This is a genomic window from Agrobacterium sp. MA01, assembly GCF_009650195.1.
In the GTDB taxonomy this organism is placed as follows: domain Bacteria; phylum Pseudomonadota; class Alphaproteobacteria; order Rhizobiales; family Rhizobiaceae; genus Allorhizobium.
In genome coordinates this window covers 168,267-188,103 of the sequence record NZ_CP045854.1, presented here as the reverse complement: position 1 = coordinate 188,103, position 19,837 = coordinate 168,267, and the positions used below count along the sequence as shown (strand labels likewise).

At 61.8% G+C, this 19,837-nt stretch carries 17 protein-coding genes and 2 tRNA genes; 2 read left to right on the top strand and 17 right to left on the bottom strand.

What is annotated here, in order from left to right; translation table 11 throughout:
* Positions 1-177: 177 nt before the first annotated feature.
* The 13 genes from GH983_RS00870 to GH983_RS00810 form a co-directional block, all read right to left on the bottom strand.
* Positions 178-3,249 (bottom strand): efflux RND transporter permease subunit, encoded by a 3,072-nt coding sequence (locus GH983_RS00870; protein ID WP_153761375.1) that lies wholly within the window; start codon positions 3,247-3,249, stop codon positions 178-180.
* Positions 3,250-3,285: 36 nt separating this feature from the next.
* A complete protein-coding gene (locus GH983_RS00865; RefSeq protein WP_054149031.1) occupies positions 3,286-4,443 on the bottom strand; it encodes an efflux RND transporter periplasmic adaptor subunit in 1,158 nt (385 codons plus the stop codon).
* Positions 4,444-4,467: 24 nt separating this feature from the next.
* Positions 4,468-5,070 (bottom strand): TetR family transcriptional regulator, encoded by a 603-nt coding sequence (locus tag GH983_RS00860; protein ID WP_194842767.1) that lies wholly within the window; start codon positions 5,068-5,070, stop codon positions 4,468-4,470.
* A 271-nt stretch (positions 5,071-5,341) separates the two neighbouring features.
* Positions 5,342-5,417 (bottom strand) — tRNA-Phe (locus GH983_RS00855).
* A gap of 206 nt (positions 5,418-5,623) precedes the next feature.
* Positions 5,624-5,836, bottom strand: a complete 213-nt coding sequence (yacG, locus tag GH983_RS00850; protein WP_153761374.1) for a DNA gyrase inhibitor YacG — start codon at positions 5,834-5,836, stop codon at positions 5,624-5,626.
* 2 nt (positions 5,837-5,838) lie between these two features.
* Positions 5,839-6,459 carry a Maf-like protein gene (locus GH983_RS00845; RefSeq protein ID WP_054149034.1) on the bottom strand — a complete coding sequence of 207 codons (621 nt, stop codon included), beginning with the start codon at positions 6,457-6,459 and terminating at the stop codon, positions 5,839-5,841.
* 40 nt (positions 6,460-6,499) lie between these two features.
* Entirely contained in the window at positions 6,500-6,718 is a 219-nt protein-coding gene (gene infA, locus GH983_RS00840) for a translation initiation factor IF-1 (protein ID WP_004435948.1), read from the bottom strand.
* A 143-nt stretch (positions 6,719-6,861) separates the two neighbouring features.
* Entirely contained in the window at positions 6,862-7,323 is a 462-nt protein-coding gene (locus tag GH983_RS00835; RefSeq protein ID WP_069042370.1) for a low molecular weight phosphatase family protein, read from the bottom strand.
* A 5-nt stretch (positions 7,324-7,328) separates the two neighbouring features.
* On the bottom strand, positions 7,329-7,802 hold the full coding sequence (locus GH983_RS00830; protein WP_054149036.1) for a UPF0262 family protein: 474 nt from the start codon (positions 7,800-7,802) through the stop codon (positions 7,329-7,331).
* A 3-nt stretch (positions 7,803-7,805) separates the two neighbouring features.
* The gene (hisD, locus tag GH983_RS00825; RefSeq protein ID WP_153761373.1) at positions 7,806-9,104 is read right to left on the bottom strand and encodes a histidinol dehydrogenase; all 1,299 of its coding nucleotides are present in this window, start codon (positions 9,102-9,104) and stop codon (positions 7,806-7,808) included.
* 108 nt (positions 9,105-9,212) lie between these two features.
* The gene (locus GH983_RS00820) at positions 9,213-9,650 is read right to left on the bottom strand and encodes a DUF2948 family protein (RefSeq protein ID WP_054149038.1); all 438 of its coding nucleotides are present in this window, start codon (positions 9,648-9,650) and stop codon (positions 9,213-9,215) included.
* Between the two features lie 138 nt (positions 9,651-9,788).
* Positions 9,789-11,081, bottom strand: a complete 1,293-nt coding sequence (murA, locus tag GH983_RS00815; RefSeq protein ID WP_153761372.1) for a UDP-N-acetylglucosamine 1-carboxyvinyltransferase — start codon at positions 11,079-11,081, stop codon at positions 9,789-9,791.
* 126 nt (positions 11,082-11,207) lie between these two features.
* Positions 11,208-11,522 carry a hypothetical protein gene (locus tag GH983_RS00810; protein ID WP_069042374.1) on the bottom strand — a complete coding sequence of 105 codons (315 nt, stop codon included), beginning with the start codon at positions 11,520-11,522 and terminating at the stop codon, positions 11,208-11,210.
* A gap of 154 nt (positions 11,523-11,676) precedes the next feature.
* Between GH983_RS00810 and GH983_RS00805 the strand changes: the two genes are divergently transcribed.
* Positions 11,677-11,751, top strand: a tRNA-Thr gene (locus tag GH983_RS00805).
* 70 nt (positions 11,752-11,821) lie between these two features.
* On the opposite strand, the gene GH983_RS00800 is transcribed toward GH983_RS00805, so the two are convergent.
* Both GH983_RS00800 and GH983_RS00795 read right to left on the bottom strand, forming a co-directional pair.
* Positions 11,822-12,385 carry a hypothetical protein gene (locus GH983_RS00800; RefSeq protein ID WP_153761371.1) on the bottom strand — a complete coding sequence of 188 codons (564 nt, stop codon included), beginning with the start codon at positions 12,383-12,385 and terminating at the stop codon, positions 11,822-11,824.
* Positions 12,386-12,496: 111 nt separating this feature from the next.
* Positions 12,497-13,417: a hydrogen peroxide-inducible genes activator gene (locus GH983_RS00795; RefSeq protein WP_054149041.1), complete on the bottom strand. Its 921-nt coding sequence runs from the start codon at positions 13,415-13,417 to the stop codon at positions 12,497-12,499.
* Positions 13,418-13,677: 260 nt separating this feature from the next.
* Between GH983_RS00795 and katG the strand changes: the two genes are divergently transcribed.
* On the top strand, positions 13,678-15,855 hold the full coding sequence (gene katG, locus GH983_RS00790) for a catalase/peroxidase HPI (RefSeq protein WP_153761370.1): 2,178 nt from the start codon (positions 13,678-13,680) through the stop codon (positions 15,853-15,855).
* Positions 15,856-15,943: 88 nt separating this feature from the next.
* On the opposite strand, the gene GH983_RS00785 is transcribed toward katG, so the two are convergent.
* Together GH983_RS00785 and rbbA are read right to left on the bottom strand one after the other, a co-directional pair.
* Positions 15,944-17,056, bottom strand: coding sequence for an ABC transporter permease (locus tag GH983_RS00785; protein ID WP_153761369.1), 1,113 nt, complete (start codon positions 17,054-17,056; stop codon positions 15,944-15,946).
* Between the two features lie 3 nt (positions 17,057-17,059).
* On the bottom strand, positions 17,060-19,837 hold the full coding sequence (gene rbbA, locus GH983_RS00780; protein WP_153761368.1) for a ribosome-associated ATPase/putative transporter RbbA: 2,778 nt from the start codon (positions 19,835-19,837) through the stop codon (positions 17,060-17,062).

Here is a 19,837-nt window from a genome sequence, read left to right as displayed (position 1 = left end):
GGCCGCGCCACGTAGTGCGTCGCAAAAAGACAAGGACATTTGGCCGAGTCGCGGTGGTCTAGCAACGGAAAGAAAATTTATCAACCGATCAAAAAAAACAATGAAACGCAACGCCATCGGCACGGGCGAAAAGGGGAAGGAGGAGAGGCTTGGGGACCCTCTCCTCCTCTCCTTCAGTCACGCTTTGTGGGGAGAGCGACCGAAGAAGAAAGCATAGGCTGCAGGCAGAACCAGAATGGTCAGGACGGTTGCGACGAGAATGCCGCCCATCATCGCGTAAGCCAGCGGCCCCCAGAAGATGCCGCGTGAAATCGGGATCAGCGCGAGAACTGCGGTCAGCGCCGTCAGCATGATTGGGCGGAAGCGGCGGACAGCCGATCCGATGATCGCTTCACGCCGTTCCATGCCAGCTGCGATGTCCTGGTCGATCTGGTCGATCAAAATGATCGAGTTGCGGATGATGATGCCGAGCAGGGCGATAACGCCAAGGATCGCGACAAATCCGAAGGGGGCGCCTGAAATGAGGAGGGCCGCGGCGGCCCCGATGATGCCGAGCGGTCCGGTCGCCAGCACCAGCATGGCCTTGCCGAAATGCTGAAGCTGGATCATTAGCAGCACCACAATGACCAGCAGCATGATCGGCGCCTTGGCCGCAATCGAATTCTGGCTCTCGGCGCTGTCCTCCGCTCCGCCCTGGATCTCGATCGCGTAACCAGCCGGCAGGCTGTCGCGCAAGGACTGCATTTCGTCGAACATCTTCAAGGTCACGTCGTTCGATTGCAGACCGTCCGGCAAGGTGGCTCGCACCGTGATCGTCGGCAAACGATTGCGACGCCATTCGATGCCCTGCTCCAGCTTCGGCACGACCTTGGCAATCTGCGACAAGGGGATGAATGCCCCGAGATCGGTCGGGACATAGATCGAATTGACTGCCGTCAACAGGCGGCGGCTATCTTCCGGCTCCCGGGCCACGATCGAGATTGTTTCCTCACCGGCGCGAACATCGGCGAGTGGCGCACCGCTCATTGTCGCCTGCAGCATCTGACGCAGGCGCTGTGAGGAGACGCCGAGGGCACGGGCACGATCCTGGTCGACGACCAGCGTCATCGCGGGGACCGGCTCAAGCCAGTCGTCATGGACAGCCTGCAAAACGGGGTTCTGGTTGAAGCGCGCCTTTACCTGATCGGCAATGCGACGAACCTCGTCCCGCTCCGGTCCGCTTACACGCATCTGCACGGCCCATCCGGTCGGCGGCCCTAGGAACAGTCGATCGACCTTACCGCGCACCGAGGGGAAGTCTTCCGCCAGTGCCATGCGCAACTTGGTGATCAGACGTTCGCGCGCATCCTCGTCCCTCGCCATGACCAAGAGCTGGGCATAGTTCGGATTGCGCAACTGCTGGTCGAGCGGCAGGAAGAAGCGCGGCGCGCCCTCACCCACATAGGTTGCGACGAAGCGCTGATCCGGATCGGTCAGCAATACCGCTTCGAGGCGCCGGGCCTCCGCCTCGACTTCCTTGATCGAGGTACCCTCGGGCAACCACATGTCGACAAGGATTTCCGGTCGTGACGACTGCGGGAAGAAGTTCTTCGGAATGAACTGGAAGGACCAGAGGCTGACCGCAAAGATGGCGAGCGTCGAGACGATCACGATGATGCGGTGCTCCACCGCCCAGGAGACGGTCGCACGGAGGCGACGATAGAAGCGGGTGTCGAAAGCGTCGTGATGGCTGCCGGCATGGGCCCTCTGCTTCAGGATCATGTAACCGAGCCAGGGCGTGAAGTAGACGGCGACGAACCAGGAAATGACCAGGGAGATACCCACGACATAAAACAGCGAGCGGACATATTCACCGGCTGTCGATTCCGCGAAGCCGACCGGGATGAAACCGGCTGTGGTTATGAGTGTTCCGGTGAGCATTGGAAAGGCCGTCGAGGAATAGGCGAAACTCGCCGCATCCAGCTTCTCAAGCCCCTCCTCCAGTTTTCGCTCCATCATCTCCACGACGATCATCGCGTCATCGACCAGCAGGCCTAGCGCGATGATCAGGGCACCGAGCGAGATCCGCTGCAGGTCGAGCCCGAGTTCGTACATGACGGCGAAGGTTGCGGCGAGCACCAGCGGTATGGCGATCGCAATCACCAGGCCAGAGCGCCAGCCGATGGAGACGAAGGAGACGACGAGCACGATCAGCAGGGCTTCGCCGAGCGCCTTCATGAATTCACCGATTGCCTCGCGAACCACTTCCGGCTGGTTGGAAATCTGCGATACCTCGAGGCCGATTGGCAGCGTCGCCTCGAAACGCTCCAGCGTCTCCTCCACGGCATCACCGACATCGGTCACCTTGAAGCCCTTGGCCATGACGACGCCGACCTGGACGGAGTCCTTGCCGTTGAACCGGAACTTGCGCTGGTAGGGATCCTCGAGACCTTCGGTGACCGTGGCGATATCGCCCAGACGCGTGATCTGGTTGCCGGAATTCAGGCGCAGTTCGCGGATGTCTTCCGCGGCGGAGAAACCGCCATCGACGGATATGCGGACCGATCGGGATCCCGTGTCGATACTCCCGGTGGCATCAATCGCATTCTGGCCGGCAAGTGCGCTCTGCAGGTCGGTGAAGGTCAGACCGCGTTCGGCAAGCGCCTTGGACGACACTTCGATAAATATCTTCTGCGGTTGATCGCCCAAGATCACCGCCTTTTCGACCCCTTCGGTCGACAAGAGGACATCGCGCGCCTGGATCGCATGCTGCTTGAGCTCGGGATAGCTGTAGCCATCGCCGGTCAGCGCATAGAGCGTGATGTAGGTATCGCCGAACTCGTCGTTGAAATACGGGCCCAGCAGACCTTCGGGCAGCTCGTTCTCGATGTCGCCGACCTTCTTGCGGACCTGGTAGAAGGCATCAGCCACATCATCGGCATCGGTATTGCCCGTCACCTGCAGCGTGATGATCGCCGAACCCGGTCGGGTGTAGGACTTAACCCAGTCCAGATAGGGCGTCTCCTGCAGCTTGCGCTCGATCTTGTTGACCACCTGATCCTGCATGTCGGCCAGCGATGCGCCCGGCCAGAAGGCCTGCACCACCATGACGCGGAAGGTGAAGTCTGGATCTTCCTTCTGGCCCATTCGCATCAGTCCGAAGAGACCCGTAAGGATGATCAGGCCGAAGAGGAAACGGGCTATGCTGGGATGAGCGATGGCCCAACGGGACAGGTTGAACGAGCCCGGCTCGACAGGAGAGTTTGTCATGATTGAAATGTCCCGAAGGTAGGGGGCGCGCTGGGCTTACCGGGTTGCGGCGTCGGGCGTGACGGTGGCGGTTGTCGGACCAGCCTCGGCCGAGCGCGAGAGGTTCTCGTTGGCCAGCCGAACTTTCATGTCTTCCGCCATGAACTGCGTGCCTGCCACGACCACGAGATCACCGGGCTTCAAGCCTGCAGAGACCTGGATACCCGTATCGGAAAACGTGTCGATCGTGACCGATCGCGCATGGACCGTGGCGTCGGTCCGATCGACGGTCCAGACTTTCGGCTGCTTGGCGGCATCCTGAGCAAGGGCGGAAAGTGGCAGTTCGAACAGGCTCTTGTCCGATGGTGCCAGCGCCGTCACACGCGCGGTCATGCCAAGCAGGATCTGCGGATTGTCGGGAAGCGTGATGCGCACGGCAAAGGTTCGCGACGTTGCATCCGCGCTGCCCGCAACTTCGCGGACGGTGCCTTTGAGGGCAAGGCCATCCTTCGACCAGAAGCCGACTTCGACCTCCTTGCCGGGGGCGAATGCAAAGATCTCGTTTTCCGGCACTGCGATGAGTGCTTCCTTCTCCCCGTCGGCGGCGACCGTGACAACAGGGCTGCCTGCCGCCACAACCTGGCCGGCGTCCGCGCTGATGGCGGTGACAATGCCCGGCTTGTCCGCCTTCAACTCGCCATAGGCGACCTGGTTTCTCGCCTGCTCAAGCGAGGAACGCTGGCTGTCGCGCGTGGCGAGGGCCTGATTGTAGGTGAGTTGCGCCTGCTCAAGCTGCGCCTTGGTCGTCACCTGCTGGCGGTAGAGGGCATCTGCACGTTTCAGGGCGAAGTCCGCCGTTTCCAGCTGGCGGTCGGCGGCGGCGAGGCTCGCCTCGGCACTGCGCATCTGCAACTGGTAATCCGTCACATCGAGGCGCGCCAGAACATCACCCGGCATCACACGATCCCCAATATCGACCGGGCGCTCGATGATCTTGCCGGCCACGCGGAAACCGGTGGCGGCCTCACTGCGGGCCTTTACCGTTCCGGAATAACGCAATTCACGCGCGGTCGACGGCGCCTCGACTTCGATCACCTTCACGGGGCGAAGGCTCGGCTGCTCCACAGTTTCTGCCCCGCCTTCCGTGCAGGCTGCGAGCCCGAAGGCGGCGAAAAGGGACAATGCAGTCAGGGACAGGCGGGCGCTGGCGGACATAGTGGTTCCTCCCCGGCGGGGGTCTCAGACTTTGAGGGCTCGGATGGCAAATTCGGTCAGATCTTCCGGACTAGCGCGATTGGTCTTGCCAATACACTGGGCGACCATCTGGGGATGGTGCAATGGCGAGGTCGCCGCGCCGAAACAGCGCGCCGCATGGGCCGGATCGCCCTTGGCGAACTCTCCCTTTTCCATGCCTTCGGCAATGATGTCTGTCAGGATGGCCTGGATTTCGTCGATATGCTGATCAATGACGCCCCAGCTCTGCTCGATTGCGGCCACGACCATGTCATGCACCTTGCGCTCATCGAGCATGGTGGCCACGGTGAACTCGAAAAGCGTCATGGAATAGCGGCGCAGCCTTTCCTCCGCGCTGACCGGAAGGGCGGCGATGGACTGGGCGATTGACAGGCTCTGGTGCAAGAGGCGGGCGCAGACGCCCTCCAGCAACTCGCTCTTCGAGCCGAAAAACCTGTAGATGTTGGCAGGCGACATGCCGAGTTCCTTCGCCACATCGGCGACCGTCGTCTTGCTATAGCCATAGTGTCGAAACTGCCGCTCCGCCGCCTCGAGGATGCGGGTGGCCATATCGGCTGTTTCGGTGGCCTGGACTGCGCTTGGGGTCATGATGATTTACGTCTGACGATTTTTGACTTTCGTTAGTCGTAAATCAAAACTCCTCAGCGGTCAATCAGATGAGAGGATAGCGTGTGAAAATGTCGGGCACGGTCCCGCTGCGCAGCAGAACCACTGCGTGCGGGAATAAGAAGCGCCGATCACCGTGAAGAAAGACCTAAGATGCAGATATAACGCCCGAACTTTTAAGGACACCAAAGCAAACGCCTTGCGCAATATCCAAGTGGATGGGTGACACGATAAATATAGGAAGTTCGGGGAATGGTGCCCGGAGGCGGATTTGAACCACCGACACGCGGATTTTCAATCCGCTGCTCTACCAACTGAGCTATCCGGGCATCTCGGCTTGTTTGCAAAGCCTGCCGGTCTTTATTTCAAGACCGCCGGGGCGTTTCCCCGGGAGCGAGCGGGGTTATAACATCTTGTTCGGCCATGTCCAGCGGCTTCGACCACTTTTTTGAAGAAGATGTGAAAATCGCTGAAAGGTGAACGAGAACAAGGGGATCGGGGGAGGTCGCGAACAGGCTTTACGGCCAGCGAGCGATCAGTCGCGGTAGTCGTCGTCCGCCTTGGACTCGTCGTCGGCAACCGGGATGGCGTAGGAGCCCTTCAGCCAGCGCGAGAGGTCGAGATTTCGGCAGCGATCGGAGCAGAACGGGTAATTGTCCCGCGTCGAGGGACGGCTGCATTCGGGGCATGGCCGCGTCTTGCGCAGCGGCTCGACCTTGGCGGTCCGCTGTCCGTCTCCGTCCGCCATGGTCAGCCCTCCGTCCAGCCCGTATGCACGTCATAGCCCTCGCCCGAGAGCATCTGCAGCGTCTCGAAGAGCGGCAGGCCGACAACGTTGGTGTAGGATCCGACGATCTTCTGGACGAAACTGCCGGCAATGCCCTGGATGGCATAGGCGCCGGCCTTGCCACGCCATTCGCCTGACGCGAGGTAGCATTCGATGTCGTAGCCGGAGAGGCGCTTGAAGCGGACCTTGGTCTCGACGATCTTCTGGCGCAGCTTGCCATCAGGGGCGATCAGGCAGACCCCAGTGAAGACCCAGTGGCTGCGGCCCGACAGAAGATGCAGGGCCGAGGAGGCCTCCTGCATCAGTTCAGCCTTGGGCAGGATGCGGCGCCCGACCGCGACCACGGTGTCGGCAGCAAGAATGTAGCTATCGCCCCAGGTCAGATCCTTGCGCACCTGCAGATGAGCCGCCCTCGCCTTGTCTGCCGACAGGCGGCGAGCGAGCGAGCGCGGATGCTCCGACTTCTTCGGAGTCTCATCGAGATCCATCGGCATCAGGCGTGCGGGATCGATACCTGCCTGCTTGAGGAGATCCACGCGGCGCGGCGACCCGGAGGCCAAAATCAGCTTCTGTCTCAATTCCATCCGAACGCGCTCCTCAAGCCTTAAGGTCTTGGCCCAAGGTTTACTTGAAGCGGTAGGTGATACGGCCCTTGGTCAGGTCGTAGGGGGTCATTTCGACCAGGACCTTGTCGCCGGCGAGAACGCGGATACGGTTCTTGCGCATGCGGCCCGCGGTATGGGCGATGATTTCGTGTTCGTTTTCAAGCTTTACGCGGAAGGTGGCGTTCGGCAGCAATTCGGTGACGACGCCTGGGAATTCGAGGACTTCTTCTTTAGCCATAGAGTGGTTGTCTTTCCTGGGGTTTTAGGAGGGGCGCACGAGGGGCCCCTGAAAATGTGGGCGGAAACTACACAATCGCCCGGCATTTGTGAACCTTGTAGATTCGGCTTTTGGATTTTGTTTCAAGAGGGGCAAAACCGGCGCTAATCCGGGGCCAGAACCAGCCTGTCCCGGATCAGCTTCGTCAGGCGATCCCGCACGTCTCGATAGGCGGTGAGCCGCTGTTCGCGACTGCCGGTTTCGACGGTCGGATCCGGCATCGGCCAATATTCAACCTCGACCGCGGAAGACCGCGTCAATTCGAGGGCTGCGTGATGGGCTTCCGGCGTGAGAGTGATCACGAGGTCGAAGTAGTCGTCTTCCAGATCCTCCAGCGTCTGGGGCTGGCGGCGGCCGAGCGACAGGCCGATTTCATCGAGCACGACATCGACGAAGGGATCGCGCTCGCCCTTCTTGACGCCCGCAGAGGCAACCCAGGTGCCGGACGGCAGGGCCTGTCTTGCAATCGCCTCGGCCATGGGGCTGCGGATGACGTTTTGGCCGCACATGAAGAGGACAGCGCCGGGCCGCGACGGACGGCGGCTGTCGTCTGCGCCCTCGCTCATCGAGCCTAGCCCCGCCAATAGAGCACGCAGACCAGGGTGAAGAGACGCCGGGCAGTATCGAAGTCGATCTTGATCTTGCCGGAGAGCCTGTCCATCAGCGTCTGGGAGCCATCATTGTGGATGCCACGGCGGCCCATGTCGATAGCTTCGATCTGCGACGGCGTCGAGGAGCGGATCGCCTCGTAATAGCTTTCGCAAATCATGAAGTAGTCCTTGATAATCCGCTGCAAGGGCGTCAGCGACAGGATGTGCACGGCGACATCCTCGCCGGCCTCCGTCTTGATAGAGAAGACGAGCTTGCGATCCATCAGTGACAGAAAGAGGTGATAGGGACCGCCAGGATGGCCGGCGGGCTCGAACGAGTTTTCCTCGATCAGGTCGAAGATGGCAACGGCCCGCTCATGCTCGACATCAGGGGTCGAGCGCCCGATGGTCTCGTCCAGCACGACATCTGAGAGCCGGAAGTCGCCCGCCGCCATGTGCTAGTCCCCGAGATTGAGGCGGATGGCGACGGAGCGGGCATGGGCTTCGAGCCCTTCCGATTTCGCCAGCGCAATCGCAGCCGGCGCAAGCTTGCGCAACTGCTCCGGCCCGAGCCGCAGGATCGAGGTGCGCTTGACATAGTCCAGCACCCCCAGCCCAGAGGAGAAGCGTGCGGATCGCGCCGTCGGCAGAACGTGGTTCGAACCGCCGACATAGTCGCCGATCACTTCCGGCGTATGGCGACCGACGAAGATCGCACCGGCATTTCGGATGCCTTCGATCAGCGGCTCCGGATCGTCGACGGCGAGTTCCAGATGCTCGGCTGCGATGCGGTTGGCCAGAGGTATCGAATCCTCAAGCGTCTCGACCATGATGATCGCGCCGAAATCACGCCAGCTGGCCGAGGCCGTCTCGGCGCGCGGCAGGGATTTCAGCTGCCGTTCAACAGCCGCTTCCACCGCCTCGCCGAGTGCGCGATTGTCGGTGATGACGATGGACTGGGCGCCCGGATCGTGCTCGGCCTGGGCGAGAAGGTCGGCCGCCAGCCAATCCGGGTCATTGTCTTTGTCGGCGATGATGAGGACTTCGGAGGGACCGGCGATCATGTCGATGCCGACGGTGCCGAAGACGTGGCGCTTGGCTGCTGCGACATAGGCATTGCCCGGGCCGACGATCTTGGCAACCGGCGCGATCGTCTCTGTGCCATAGGCAAGGGCTGCCACGGCCTGGGCGCCGCCAATGCGATAGATCTCGGTGACACCGGCAATGCTCGCGGCTGCCAGCACCGTCGGGTTGATGGTCCCGCCCGTTGCCGGCACGACCATGACAACGCGCGGAACGCCTGCCACCTTGGCCGGCAGCGCATTCATCAACACCGAGCTCGGATAGCTCGCCGTGCCGCCAGGCACGTAAAGGCCGACGGCATCGATCGCCGTCCAGCGCGATCCGAGTCCGACCCCGATCGCATCCTCGTAAATGTCGTCCTTCGGCATCTGCCGGGCATGGTGACGCTCGATGCGCTCCGCGGCGAGCTTCAGGGCGTCGATCAGCTCAGGCGCAGTCGAGGCGAGTGCTGCTGCAATCTCTTCATCCGTCACCCGCATGGAAACGGATGAAAAATCCACGCCATCGAAGCGTTTGGAATAGTCGGCGAGTGCCGCATCGCCACGCGCGCGCACATCGTCGATGATCTTGCGCACGACATCGTTGACGTCGTCGGAAACTTCACGCTTGGTCGTCAGGAAGGCCGCAAAACGCGCCTCGAAATCTCCCGATGCCTGATCCAGCCAGATTGCCACGCCCCGTATTTCCCTCTCAAGCATTCTCAATTCAATCAAGCCGCGACGATTGCCCGCCACTCGGCCTCATCAGCCGGCCTCGTGAGCAAGCCCCGCGATCCAGCCGTCTCAGCCGGCCTCGTGTTCCGGCCGAGCCGTCGTTTCCCAGGCACCGCCGATATCGGCAAGCTGGGCCTCGATGCATTCCACTTCGAGGGCAACCATACCACCGCCTGCCAAGACGAGCTCGACGACGCCATCGGGACCGTCGCCCTTGGGCACGTAACGGATCGCGAGCAGGCTCATGACTTCCTCGGCCTTGCCTCGGTCGAAACCGATCGAGCGAACCGCCTCGACGCGCTTGAAGCTCAAGGCCGCACGACGGCGCTCGAAGCTCTTGGTTGCGCGTGCCGCCTTTTCCCAGACGAAGCGGTTGGCGGCGAGCGAAAACAGGCCCGAGCGGGCCGAAAAGCTCAGGTCACCGACCTTGAACACGGCGTCCTGCATGTGGGCCGAGATGATCGCGAGATCATCGGCATCGAGCGCCAGCAGCTTCAGGTCCGTCATGTCACCTCACAGTATCGCCTCTCGGCGGTGCCCGTCGAATTCATGTTTTGGACATAGGTTGCGGCTTGTCCAGTGGCAACGGGGCAAAAAGACTTTTCGCCCCGCATCGCTGTGAAAGAGTGCGCCCGAGCCGAGGGCTCAGTCGGTGATGCGCTCAACAATGGCACCGCAGCGGGTGAGCTTTTCTTCCAGACGCTCGAAACCGCGGTCGAGATGATAGACGCGGCTGACCATGGTCTCGCCTTCGGCGGCCAGGCCGGCAATGACCAGCGACACCGAGGCGCGCAGATCGGTCGCCATGACAGGTGCGCCACGCAGGCGGGTAACGCCTTCGATGCGGGCTGTCTGGCCCGACAGCGTGATCTTCGCGCCGAGGCGGGCCAGTTCCTGCACATGCATGAAGCGGTTTTCGAAGATCGTCTCGGTGACATGCGAGACGCCATTCGCGCGGGTCATCAGGCCCATGAACTGCGCCTGCAGGTCGGTCGGGAAGCCCGGGAAAGGTTCGGTGACGATATCGACCGGGCGGATTTGATCGCCATGGCCGATAACACGGATGCCGCCCTCGACGGCCGACACTTCGGCACCGGCGCGGCGGATTGCCTCGATGGCCGTGTCGAGGAGCGTGATGTCGGTGCCCGACAGCGTTACATCACCGCCGGTCATGGCAACGGCCATGGCATAGGTGCCGGTCTCGATGCGGTCCGGCAGGACACGGTGACGCGCGCCGGAAAGGCTGGTGACGCCCTCGATCGTGATGGTGGAGGTGCCGGCGCCTGAAATCTTCGCACCCATAGCATTCAGGCAGTTGGCGAGATCGACGACCTCAGGCTCGCGAGCGGCGTTGCCGATCACGGTCGTGCCGCGAGCGAGCGAAGCGGCCATCAGCATGACATGGGTCGCGCCGACCGAGACCTTCGGGAAGGTGTAGCGGGCGCCGATCAGGCCGCCCTTCGGTGCCTTGGCGTTGATGTAGCCGCCGTCGATCTCCATCTCGGCGCCGAGCGCTGTCAGGCCCTCGATGAAGAGATCGACCGGACGCGTGCCGATGGCGCAACCGCCGGGCAGCGAAACGCGGGCCTGGCCTTCGCGGGCAAGCAACGGACCGATGACCCAGAAGCTGGCGCGCATCTTCGAGACAAGCTCGTAAGGTGCGGTGGTATCCGCCACTGTGCGGCAGGTGAAATGCACCGTGCGCGAATAGGAACCGTCCTGATGTTCGCGGCGACCATTGACGGCGATATCGACGCCGTGATTGCCGAGAATGCGGATCAGGCCTTCGACGTCTGCCAGATGCGGCACGTTTTCGAGCGTCAGCGTATCAGACGTCAAAAGCGAGGCGATCATCAGGGGAAGCGCTGCGTTCTTGGCGCCCGAGATCGGGATGATCCCGTTCAACGCATTGCCACCAACAATCCTGATGCGATCCATAAGAGCCTGCGATACGGGCGAGAGATGCCCGCCTTTCCTTGAGAACGTGTGAGGGGAAGCCAATCCGGCGAGGCTGGCTCTTTAGACGAAAACAACGAGCGGTTCAATTGAAGCCGCAACGCTCGGTTAATCACCGGGTTTGGGCGAATTTGCGACAGGATTGGCATTGCCCATATCCCGATCACCGCCCTCGCCCTCCGCCGCGGGCTCCACCGAAGCAGCCTGCGCGGCCGGCAGACCCACGCCGTCTTCAGCCTCACCGGCTCGCCGTGCCCGAGACTGCTGCTTGCGACGGGCGAGATTTTCCCTGAGTTTCGCCGCCGCGCGCTCACGCCGCCGCTGTTCGGCGTCGGAGAGCGCACGTTTTCCACGATCGGCGAGCGGCGCGGCTTCGGGCCGGCCTTCGTCCGCTTCGCCCTTGTTTTCCGGGTCATTTGTCATGAGCGGGTGATATCCGATTGGATAAAAATCGCAAAGTGCCTTCCGCCCCCGTCACAAAACTTGGCTACACAAACGCTTTACGGCTTGCGCTGCCCGAAACTCTATGGCAATAGGCGCCTCGTTCCGGGCCGACCAAACGCGTCGCCCGCCAGATGCTGCTATAGCTCAGGGGTAGAGCACTCCCTTGGTAAGGGAGAGGCCGAGAGTTCAAATCTCTCTAGCAGCACCATTTTCACTCGCATATTCTGATTCACCTGACGTTGATGGTTGTTGCGCTACCAGTCGATTGACGGGTGCACTCAACCTAGGCCCGCGTGCTTTTCGACCATACGGGCTACTGCCCGCTTTTCGGTTTTGGAGCGAATCTGCCTGGAAGTCATTCGCGTGGGAATGAGGATGGTCTGTTGCACTTCATTGCGACGTAGCCTGAACGATCTTTCCGCTGCGGCAAGGCGATCGTGCCACGTGTAGCTGCCAACCGTGACGACCGTGAGCGTGTGAGCCTCAGCCAGTTGGTGCAGAGCGTTTTCCTTGCCGAGCACGGTCGTCAGCAATTCCTCGAAAGAGCCGAGCTCCAGAAAATCGCCGCTGCGCAAGGGGCCCTGAACCAGTTCACTACGCCTGTCTGGCGGCGAAAAGCCGGCGCGATCTGCCTCGCTCAGGGAATAGAGTTGCTCCCGATCGGCAAAGGACAAACGCAGGAAGACCGCCTGGACGAAAATGATTTCGGGGCTCATGTTGGTGATGATGCAACGCGCGGCAATCGTATCGCCGCCTCCCCGGGTGATCAGGATCTTGGGCCGGATCTGGTGCCGATAGCTCGAATAGAAAAGCTGCAGATAGAGCATCCAGACGCCCAGCATCGCGAAGCTCGAAAGAGCCGATATGATGCCGTGATTCTCCTTCAGCCAGATCCACATCGTCCGCTCCCTTCCCATGTCGAACGCCTCGAGCGATGGAAGGTTTCGCGCCCGTCAGAAAGACTGGGTGGCGAATCGGAGCTGCAGGTCCCCGGCCGCCCGGCGCACCAGTTCGGCCACTTCCGTCAGCTGTCTGGCGATGGGGCTCGTCTTTCGCCAGATCATGCCGATCCTCCGTGACGGCTGGGGGTCCTCAAAGCGGGCGATGGAGACGTCGGCGGAGCGGGTTTCGACCGGCATAGCAATCTCGGGAATGAGCGTCACACCGATCCCGGCGCCGACCATTTGGACAAGCGTGGAGAGCGAACTCCCGTCGAGAATCTCGCGTGGACGCACCGCCCCCATGTCGCAAAAAGAGAGGGCCTGCTCGCGGAAACAATGCCCCTCCTCCAGCAGAAGCAGGCGCATCTCGCGCAGCATTTCCCTGTTCGGCACCGGCTTGCCGGCATCTTCCTTCGGGCGGACGAGCACGAAGTTTTCCTCGAAGAGCGGCATCTCGGTCAGCGATGGCTCCGAGACCGGCAAGGCGACGATCGCCGTGTCCAGGCGGCCCTCTGCCAGTTCCTGCAGGAGCTTCGGGGTCACGGTTTCGCGGACATGGATATCGAGATCGGGGTTTTCGCGGGTGAGCGCTGATATCATGCCGGGCAACAGATAGGGGGCGACCGTCGGGATGACACCGATCCTTAGGCGCCCAACCAGATGTTTGCGATGAGCACGGGCGAGGTCGCCCAGTTCGTCGACGGAGCGCAGGATGTCGCGCACCCGCAGCAGGAATTCCTCTCCGAACGCAGAAAGGCGCAGCTGTCTGGCCGAGCGCTCAAACAGTTCCACACCGAGGGTCTCCTCAAGCTCCTTGATCTGAACCGACAGGGCTGGCTGGGAAATCGAACAGGCTTCGGCCGCGCGCCCGAAATGGCCATGACGGGCCAGCGCCTCGAAATAGCGCAGCTGCCGGAGTGTGAAATTGATCATAACCTAATCCTATGGAACTGATCACAATTTCCAACTTACATTAATCGAAAGGCTTTGCTAGAACAATTCCAGATGATGTCGGCGTGTCGCCTAAAGGGGGTGGCACAGCTGGTCTGGTTCCCAAGAAGCCAGGCGGACGACGGATCCGGCGGGACGCTCCAATGTCCTGTCGCCAGTTCATCGGGTTGTGATGCGGACGTGCTCTTCAAGAGTGTCAGCAATCCGATCCTGGGAAAGCGGGTTCTTCAAGGAGGCAATTTATGGATACCCTGAGCAACAAAGGCACCGGCAAATGTCCGGTCATGCATGGTTCGAACACGGAAAGCGGCGCAAACGTCATGGCCTGGTGGCCGAATGCGCTGAACCTCGACATCCTGCACCAGCACGACACCAAGACCGACCCGATGGGCAAAGGCTTCGATTACCGTGAAGCCGTCAAGCAGCTCGACGCTACTGCGCTGAAGGCCGACATGAAGGCCCTGCTGCGCGACAGCCAGGAATGGTGGCCAGCTGACTGGGGTCACTACGGCGGCCTGATGATACGTCTCGCCTGGCACTCTGCCGGCTCCTACCGTCTGGCCGACGGCCGCGGCGGCGGCGGCACGGGCAATATCCGTTTTGCGCCGCTCAACTCCTGGCCTGACAATGCCAGCCTCGACAAGGCACGCCGCCTTCTGTGGCCGCTGAAGAAGAAGTACGGCAACAAGATCTCCTGGGCCGACCTGATCCTCTTTGCCGGTACCGTCGCTTACGAAGACATGGGTCTGAAGACCTTCGGCTTCTCCTTCGGCCGCCCGGATATCTGGGGCCCGGAAAAGGACGTCTACTGGGGTGCGGAAAAGCAGTGGCTTGCGCCCTCTGACAGCCGCTACGATGACGTGACCAAGCCCAACACGATGGAAAACCCGCTCGCCGCTGTGCAGATGGGTCTCATCTACGTGAACCCGGAAGGCGTGAACGGCAAGCCTGATCCGATGGCGACTGCCGCCCAGGTGCGTGAAACCTTCGCCCGCATGGCAATGAACGACGAAGAGACCGCAGCGCTGACCGCTGGTGGCCACACCGTCGGCAAGGCACACGGCAATGGCGACGCGCAGGCGCTCGGCGTCGAGCCGGAAGCTGGTGATCTCGAAAACCAGGGCTTCGGCTGGATGAACCCGAACCAGAACGGTAAGGCGAGCCTGGCTGTCACCTCGGGCATCGAAGGCGCATGGACCGCCAACCCGACGGTCTTCGACATGGGCTATTTCGAGCTGCTGTTCGGCTATGACTGGGAGCTGACGCACAGCCCCGCTGGTGCCCAGCAGTGGGCTCCGATCGGCATCAAGGAAGAGCATATGCCGGTGGATGCTACCGACCCGTCGATCCGCCGCATGCCGATGATGACCGATGCCGACATGGCCATGAAGGTCGACCCGGTCTACCGCGCCATCTGCGAAAAGTTCGTGGCGGATCCGGCCTACTTCCAGGACACCTTTGCCCGCGCCTGGTTCAAGCTGACCCACCGCGATCTCGGTCCGAAGGTTCGCTACATCGGTCCGGAAGCCCCGACCGAAGAGCTGATCTGGCAGGATCCGGTCCCGGCTGGCGTCAAGAACTACGACGTCAGCGCCGTGAAGGCGAAAATCGCCGCTTCGGGTCTGTCGACGGCCGAACTGGTGGCCACCGCCTGGGACAGCGCCCGCACCTATCGTCAGTCTGACATGCGTGGCGGTGCGAACGGTGCGCGCATCCGTCTGGCGCCGCAGCGTGACTGGGAAGGCAACGAGCCGGCCCGTCTCGGCAAGGTCCTGTCGGTTCTGGAGCCGATCGCAGCCGAGTTCGGCGCCAGTGTCGCCGACGTCATAGTTCTGGCCGGCAATGTCGGCATCGAAACGGCTGCCAAGGCTGCTGGTTACGACGTGACCGTGCCGTTTGCCGCTGGTCGTGGCGATGCCACTATCGAGCAGACGGATGCGGAAAGCTTCGCTCCGCTCGAGCCACTCGCCGACGGTTTCCGCAACTGGACCAAGAAGGACTACATCGTCAGCCCCGAAGAGATGCTGCTCGATCGCGCCCAGCTCATGGGCCTGACGGGTGCGGAAATGACGGTGCTGCTCGGCGGTCTGCGTGTGCTCGGCACCAACTATGGCGGCACCAAGCATGGCGTGTTCACCACCCGCGAAGGCCAGCTGACGAACGACTTCTTCGTCAACCTGACCGACATGGGTTTCACCTGGAAGCCGACCGGCAAGAACTCCTACGACATCTGCGATCGCAAGACCGGTGAGAAAAAGTTCACCGCGACGCGCGCCGATCTCGTCTTCGGTTCGAACTCGGTCCTGCGCGCCTATGCGGAAGTTTACGCTCAGGACGACAACCAGGAGAAGTTCGTGAAGGACTTCGTCGCTGCCTGGGTCAAGGTCATGAACGCCGATCGCTTCGATCTCGAAGCCTGAGAGCGAAGGCAACGAGCCTCGTGCCCTGAGGCTCGGAACCGCTAGAAGAAGCCGGAGATGCAGCCGCCTCTCCGGCTTTTTCTTGGTCTCAGCGCAGAAAGGCGCGGAAGCGGCGCAGGGACAGGACGAAGAAGACGGCCGAGATGGCAAGCAGAGCCAGGATCTGAGGCCAGACGACGTCGAGCCCGGCATCCCTGAAAAGTACCGCCTGGGCCATGATGACGAAGTGCGTGTTGGGTGCCGCCGACATGATCCACTGGATCACCTCGGGCATGCTTTCACGGGGCGTCATGCCGCCCGACAGGATCTGCAGCGGCAGAAGAACCAGCATCAGCAACAAACCGAACTGTGGCATCGACCCGGCGACCGTGGCGAGGAAGATGCCCATGGATGTCGCGGCAACAAGTTGTAGCGCCGCCCCGATGAGGAAAAGGCTCATGGAGCCCTGAAGGGGCACGTTTAGCGCACCTTGCACGACGACGAAGAGCGAAAACATAGTTGCCAGCAGCACGACCAGGCCCATCGACCAGATCTTGCTCAGCATGATTTCCGCAGGCGTGACCGGCATGACGAGGAGATGTTCGATCGTACCGTGCTCTCTCTCCCGGATCAGGGCCGCCCCGGTCAGGATAATCGACAGCATGGTGACGGCAGAAATGACTTCGTTGATCGATCCGAACCAGCCCTTGTCGAGCTCGGGATTGAAGCGCGCCCGGAGCGTCAGGCCGACGCTCACCTGATCCGCCGCGTCTCCCCGGTTCAGGAAATCCGTCACTTCACGCGTGACGATTTCTTGAATGTACCTGCCGCCGGAAAAGGCCTGGGTCATCTGGGTCGCGTCAACGTTGAGCTGGATCTGCGGGCTGCGACCGGCCAGAAGATCGCGCTGAAAGCCGGGCGGAATGTCGAGCACAAAGGTGTCGAGACCGGCATTCATGCGCGGATCGATGTCAGCCGGTGTGATCATCTGCGGGGGCAGGAAATAAGGCGGGTAGAGCGCGCTTTCGATACGGGCAGATACCTGTGAGCGATCCTCGTCGACAATCGCGACCGCCGCCTTGTTCAGCGTCTCTGGCTCTGCGGTTGCGGCGGTGTAGATGTTCAGGGTGAAGGCATAGACGATCAGGAATAGCAGGGCCGGGTCGCGAGCGAGGCCGCGCAGTTCCTTGATGCCGAGTTCAAGAATGTTTGCCAGCCGCATGGGTCACACCGCCTGCTTCTTGAGGAGGAAGGTGCCTGCGACCAGCAGGAGCGGACCCACGATTGCGAGCGCCAGCAATTGTGGCTCCAGATCGGCAAACGTCAGCCCCTTGGAGAAGACGCCGCGCGAGATCGTGACGAAATGGCTTGCCGGATAGATCTGCCCGATCAGGGCGCCTGCCCCTTGCAGAGCGGAGACGGGCGACAGCATGCCGGAAAACTGGACGGCCGGGATAATGGTGATCAGCGTGGTGCCGAAGATCGCCGAGATCTGGCTTTTCATGAAGCTCGACAAGAGCAGACCGAGCGCCGTGGCGGCAAAGACATAGAGCAAGGCTCCCAGTGCCAGAACAGCAAAGCTTCCGGTAAGCGGCACCTGGAAGCCGAAGACGGCGAAGGCGGTCAGGGTGAGGAAGTTCAGGAAAGCGATACCGATGTACGGCAGTTGCTTGCCGAGCAGAAATTCGAGACGCGTCACCGGCGTGACGTAGAAGTTGATGATCGAGCCGAGTTCCTTTTCACGCACTACGCTCAACACCGACAACATTGCGGGGATAAGCATCAGCAGGAGCGGGATGACCGCCGGGACCATCGAGACCAGGCTCTCCACATTCGGATTGTAGCGATAGCGCAATTCGATCTCGAAAGGCGCCAGAGTGGCTTTGTCGCCGTAAAGTTCGCGGGCCTTGCGGGCGAGCCAGCTTGCATGCATGCCCTGGACATAACCCGAGACGGTTTCGGCCCGAGCCGGCATCGCTCCGTCGATCCAGGCACCCACGTCGACATTGCGATTGCCACGAGCCAGATCTCGGCCGAAGCCGGGCGGGATCTCGATCGCGAGGCTGATGTCGCCGGCGCGCATGCGGCGATCGAGCTCCTGGTAGTCGATCAACGGCGGCCGCTCGATAAAATATCGGGAACCGGCGATCTCCGCGATGTATTCCCGGCTCAAGACCGTGTCGTCGCGGTCGAGAGCCGCGAAGGTCAGGTTCTCGACATCGAGATTAATGCCATAGCCGATGACGAACATCAGAATGAGGCTGCCGAGCATGGCAAGCGTCGCACGAATGGGGTCACGGATGAGCTCGAGCGCTTCACGGCGGCTGAAGGCGAGCAGCCGACGGCGATCGAGGAGCGGGCGATGACGTTTCACCTTTGTTGTTTTTGCGGGAGGTGAAACGACGGCTTCTTCACTCTCCCCGGCGCCAAAGGTGGGTACTGCCTGTTCGCCGATCGCCTGCTCCAGATGATGAATGAAGGCCTGCTCCAGGTTTTCTGCCCCACTGCCGGAAACGATTGCCTCTGGCGTATCGGTGACCAGGACCTTGCCGGCATGCATCAGCGAGATCCTGTCGCAAAGTGCTGCCTCGTTCATGAAATGGGTCGACACGAAGATGGTCACGCTGTCGCGTCGGGAAAGGTCGGCCAGCAAAGCCCAAAAGCCGTCACGCGCCACGGGATCCACACCCGACGTGGGTTCGTCGAGGATCAGGATGTCGGGACGGTGGATCAGGGCGACGGCGAGCGACAGACGCTGGCGCATCCCGAGCGGCAGGGCGTCGGGGAATTCTTCGAGCGTTCCGACAAAGCCAAATCGATCCGCCAGTACCTCCAGCCGTGGCCCGATTTCGGCATTGGGCATACCGAAGAGACGGCCATGCAATTCGAGGTTCTGCCGAAGCGTCAGTTCGCCGTAGAGCGAGAAGGCCTGGCTCATGTAGCCAACGCGGCGACGGATCGCGATGTCCTTTGGATCGACGGGATGGCCGAAGACTTCCGCCCTGCCCTCGGTCGCGGCCAGCAGCCCCGTCAGCATCTTCATCGTCGTCGTCTTGCCGCAGCCGTTCGAGCCGAGAAAACCGAAGATCTCGCCGCGCGGAATCTCGAAACTGACACCGTCAACGGCGGTGAAATCACCGAAGCGCATGGTCAGATGCTCTGCACGGATCGCGATGTCGCCAACATCCGTCCCTGGACGTCTCGCAATCCGCAGCGGTTCGTTTCGGCCACGTTTCTCTTCGGGCAGCAAGGCGACGAAGGCAGCATCGAGTGTCGCGGTTGCCGTTCTCTCACGCAACTCGCCCGGTGTCCCCGTGTCCAGTATGCGCCCGTCGTCCATGGCGACCAGCCAGTCGAAGCGCTCGGCCTCCTCCATATAGGCGGTCGCCACAATGACACTCATGCCAGGCCGCTCGGCCCTGATGCCGTCGATCAGTTCCCAGAACTGCCGGCGCGACAACGGGTCGACGCCGGTGGTCGGTTCGTCGAGGATCAGAAGATCGGGATCGTGGATAAGGGCACAGCAGAGGCCGAGCTTCTGCTTCATACCGCCCGACAGCTTGCCCGCGGGACGGTCCGCGAAAGGCGTCAGCCCTGTGGCGTGCAAGAGCCCGGCGATGCGCCGCTCGCGCTCGCGCCGATCCTGGCCGAACAGGCGGCCGAAGAACTCGACATTCTCGTAGACCGAAAGTGTCGGATAGAGGTTCTTGCCCAGGCCTTGTGGCATATAGGCGATGCGCGGGCAGGATTTGCTCCGGTGTGAGGCTCGGGCCATATCGCCGCCGAAGACCTCGACCCGACCGGTCTGGATCTGGCGGGCACCAGAGACGAGCGACAACAGGCTCGACTTGCCGACACCATCAGGGCCGATCAAGCCGACCATCCGGCCCGCCGGCACATCCAGCGAGACGTCATTCAGCGCCAGCGTCTTGCCATAGGCGAGGCTCACCCCTTGAAGGCGCACGACAGGACCGACCAATCGCGTTTGCGCCGCGCCGTTCAT